Origin of the sequence: Mycobacterium sp. (genome assembly GCF_049683355.1) — a bacterium.
GTDB lineage: Bacteria > Actinomycetota > Actinomycetes > Mycobacteriales > Mycobacteriaceae > Mycobacterium.
In genome coordinates, this window is the sequence record NZ_JBAUJB010000372.1 from 1 (window position 1) to 3,433 (window position 3,433).

4 protein-coding genes and 1 pseudogene are annotated in these 3,433 nt (G+C 68.0%); 2 read left to right on the forward strand and 3 right to left on the reverse strand.

Annotation, left to right across the window (positions count from 1 at the left end; translation table 11 throughout):
- The coding region (locus tag WA944_RS21370) for an EspK C-terminal domain-containing protein (protein ID WP_526371678.1) at positions 1-622 on the forward strand (622 nt) is incomplete at its 5' end.
- Positions 619-1,380, forward strand: coding sequence for a hypothetical protein (locus tag WA944_RS21375; protein ID WP_526371677.1), 762 nt, complete (start codon positions 619-621; stop codon positions 1,378-1,380). The genes WA944_RS21370 and WA944_RS21375, both read left to right, overlap by 4 nt.
- 10 nt (positions 1,381-1,390) lie before the next feature.
- On the opposite strand, the gene relB is transcribed toward WA944_RS21375, so the two are convergent.
- The 3 genes and pseudogenes from relB to WA944_RS21390 form a co-directional block, all read right to left on the reverse strand.
- Positions 1,391-1,780 (reverse strand): type II toxin-antitoxin system RelB family anti-toxin, encoded by a 390-nt coding sequence (gene relB / locus WA944_RS21380; RefSeq protein ID WP_526371675.1) that lies wholly within the window; start codon positions 1,778-1,780, stop codon positions 1,391-1,393.
- A 6-nt stretch (positions 1,781-1,786) separates the two neighbouring features.
- Complete coding sequence (locus WA944_RS21385; RefSeq protein WP_526371673.1) at positions 1,787-2,119, reverse strand: type II toxin-antitoxin system RelE/ParE family toxin; 333 nt, start codon at positions 2,117-2,119, stop codon at positions 1,787-1,789.
- Positions 2,120-2,185: 66 nt separating this feature from the next.
- Positions 2,186-3,433: pseudogene (locus WA944_RS21390) on the reverse strand (MobF family relaxase); the annotation flags it as partial.

Below are 3,433 nucleotides of genomic sequence, written 5' to 3' on the forward strand. Positions count from 1 at the left end.
TGCCGGGGTGGAGCATCCACCGTCGTGCTCGGGAGACACCAACCCGCTGCTACAACAAGGCGTCGATGTGCCCGCCCCAGTGCTCGACGACATGCACGTGCACCGGCTGGCGGTGCTGTGGCCCGAGATGTATCCGCGGCTGCTACGCATCGTGGACGCCGACCCAATTTTTCAAGACCGGATCGTCTCGGCGGTGACCGCGGCGATGATCAACGCAGCAACAACCCAGGCCCAAGTCATCGATGGCGGTATCGACGAGGCGTTGCGCCTCGTCTGGGCGATCCGCGGCAGTGACCGGGAGCCATCCCTGCAGCAGTGGGCCGACTACGACAAGGCGGCCAAGGCCCTCAACGTCATGACCGCGATGCGCCGACCGGCTTTCGCCACCAATACCGGCGCGGTCGCCGATCCCAGCGACACCACCGAAGAGCTGGCCGACTACCGAGCGCACTGGATGGTTGCGCGTACCGCCGAACACATCGGCGGGTGGTCCAGGCGCCCGCTGCCGCTCCCCGACATGTGCTACGCCGCAGCCGCTACCGGCGACCCTGACCTGCGCGACATGATCGTCAAGGCCCTTGTCAGCGTCGAAGAGGACCTCCAATACGAGGCTCCTCGATGAGGACTCCAGAGGGTGCGGACGGCGCGGCCTGGAGGGTCGAGCTGGAGCGCTGGCATGCCGAGTTGGCCAACACCATCGACCAAGCGTCTCGGTGGGCGCGGGAGTTTCACGTGTCCACCGGGGACGGTCGCTGGGGCGAGACCCCGGCACCGCCGAGCTATCCGCTGATCGGGTACGCCCACCGGCTGGAACAGATCGGTGCGACGCTGAAGATGGTGTGCGCGAACGCCTCTCTTGACCCGCCGGTCTTGAGTTGGGATCGCACCACGCTGCAAGCACCGCCGAGGATCCGGATACCTGGGCGCGACCCCGATTGGCGAGAGGCCGACTACACCGAGGGCGGCGAATATCTCCTCTACATCCGGCCAAGCGCACCTAATCCCGATATCATTACTGCACAACAGCATTGGCGCACTGCATTAGGGTTCGCCGCTCCGTCGGTGCTGGAACGCGAGTTCGGGATACCGCAGCTCGCTACGTACGCGGAGCAGGCTCAAGGGCTGTTCGACATCGCCCATGACACGGTGCGTGCGGCTTTCCGTGACAGCGTGGCCGCCACCTTCGGCCGGATATGGGCCACGTGGCCCACGACCGGTGAAAGTGCCCGACCGCTGATGATGTGGATGACAGAGCTTACGCAGTTCGGCTGTTCAGCCGAGGAGTGCGACGCCGTGCTCGGCGATATCGAGGTGTTCGACCCCCAGGCCGTGGCGCACTGCCGCGCGGCCCACGAATGGTGGCACCCGGAAACAGCCTGACCGCTGGGGGTTACGCGGCGGTGATGGCGATGTGGAGGCGTTTCCCGCACGCTGCGGCGAGCCGTTCGAGGGCGTCGATACCGGGGATGCGTGCTCCGTTCTCCCAGGCGGCGACGGCGGATTGGCTGGTACTCATGGCTGCGGCGAGCTGGGTTTGGGTGAGGCCGGTCTCGGTGCGGGCGGTGTAGACCAGGTCGGCAAGGTCCATCGCCCGGCCGGCGTCGTGGTATGCCTGCTCGTAGGTCTGGCGTTGGGCGTCGGTGAGGGCGGCCTGGCGCTGGGCGCGGGCGGTTCGGTAATCGACCCCACCGCTGGAGGTGGCGGCCTTCTTCGCAGCGGCGGGGGTTTTCTTGGCGGCCTTCTTCGGGGCAGCAGTCTTCTTGGCGGTCTTGACGGTCATGGCGGTTTATCCCTTCTTGGTCTGGTGGCGTCGTAGCGCTTTGCGTGCGCGGGTGATTTCGTTGCGTTCGTTTTGGCGTTGTTTGCGGAATGTGGTCAGGGTGACCAGCTGGCGGTCGGGGTCGGCGGTGTAGGTGATGCGTTGGTTGACCTGTCCGCAGCGAAACCGCAACTCCCATAGTTTCTCTGAGAGATAGCGGTTGTGCGGCATGCCTAGGTTGATGCCCTCGGCGGCGAGCCGGTCGAGGGCCTGGTCGGCCTGGGCGAGTTCGCTTTCAGGCAGACCGGCATACCAGCGTTCCACTTCGCCGCTGAGCATGATCCGCCACTCATCACCCACACCCCGACTATACCGGACTCGGTATATACCGTCAACGATATATACCGGGTGCGGTGGGTGTGCCCGTCAGTCGATGTCGAGGCCATGTCCGCGGTCGCGGTCTCTGCCTTGATCGCGCGTGGGTCCGGTGGTGAGGGTTCGCCAGCTGCGGGCAGCGATGGCGCGGTGTTCATCGGCGGCGGCTGCGAGTCTGGGATCGTCGATGCCCGGTGCGGGGCGGGTGGTTTCCGCCCAGGGGAGGGTGAGTCCGTCGAGGAGTCGTCGGGCGCTGCCGGGCTGTCCGTTGTCGATGAGAAGGAGGCGGCCGTGTGCGGGGACCAGGGCGGTGGCCACCGCTGCAAGGGCGTCGGGGTCGGCGGCCGCGGCGTCCTCGACGACGATGACCGGTCCGCGCCGGGTGGGTTCGTGGATGGTGATCTGCTCGGCGAGGTGGTTGAGGCTGAGCCGGTCGGGCTGTGGTGTTGCGGTGACGCGGACGTGGTGTCGGTTGGCGTCGGTGGCCGCTGTGTGGATCGCTTCGGCGAGGTCGGGCGTGTAGCGCTCGGCCGCCACGGTGGTCACGACGTAGGGCACCGACAGCGTGACTGCGGCGGGGTCGGTGCGTGGCCGCGGGAGGGTAAGCGGGTCGGCGTTGTGCCAGGAGGCGGCCAGGACCTCGACGAGCGCGCTCTCCGTGGCATGGAAGCTTGTGTGCACGCCTTCATCCTGGGTAGTGGCAGGGTCGACGAGGTGCCGATTGGGTAGGGCTGCGGCGCGGGACAGTGCGTCGGCCAGTCGCCACCACAGCGCCGCGGCGGGCATTTCATCGGGCAGCGGTCCTCGCTGGGCCGCCGCGGTGATCGCAGCGCGAATGTCGTTGCCGCGGGCGGCTTCTGTGAGGTGGGCGGCCAGGGTGGGCCAGTAGGCGTCTGTGCGGATGCGGGGGTCGATTTTGTCGAGGAGGTCGTTGAAGCGGGTGGGGTCGGCGCTGTCGCGCTCGATGGCGTCGGTGCCGTGGCGTTGCAGCAGGTCTTGGATTGCGCGGGTGGCCACCGGGTATTGGGGTGGGCCGGTGAGGCGGGTGTCGGCGCCGTCGACCCCGGTGGCGGCCCGGAACACGGCGATTTCGGCGGCCAGAACAGGGTTGGCCGCGACCAGGGGCTGCGCCCAGCTCGGCTCGGTGTCGGGGGTCCAGGCTCGGGCTTGTTCGCGGATCTGCGCGGCCAGCTCCTCGACAAGGCTTTCGCGGCGGCGCAGGTAGTCGCCCCATTGCGGGTCGCCGGCCAGGGCGGCGGGGATGGCAGGCAGCCAGCGCAGCGGCCCGCAGTCGCGGCC

Excerpts from the sequence above, each read along its gene's own strand:
- WA944_RS21375 (WP_526371677.1), top strand. The coding sequence starts at position 619 with ATGAGGACTCCAGAGGGTGCGGACGGCGCGGCCTGGAGGGTCGAGCTG.
- relB (WP_526371675.1), bottom strand. The coding sequence starts at position 1,780 with ATGACCGTCAAGACCGCCAAGAAGACTGCTGCCCCGAAGAAGGCCGCC.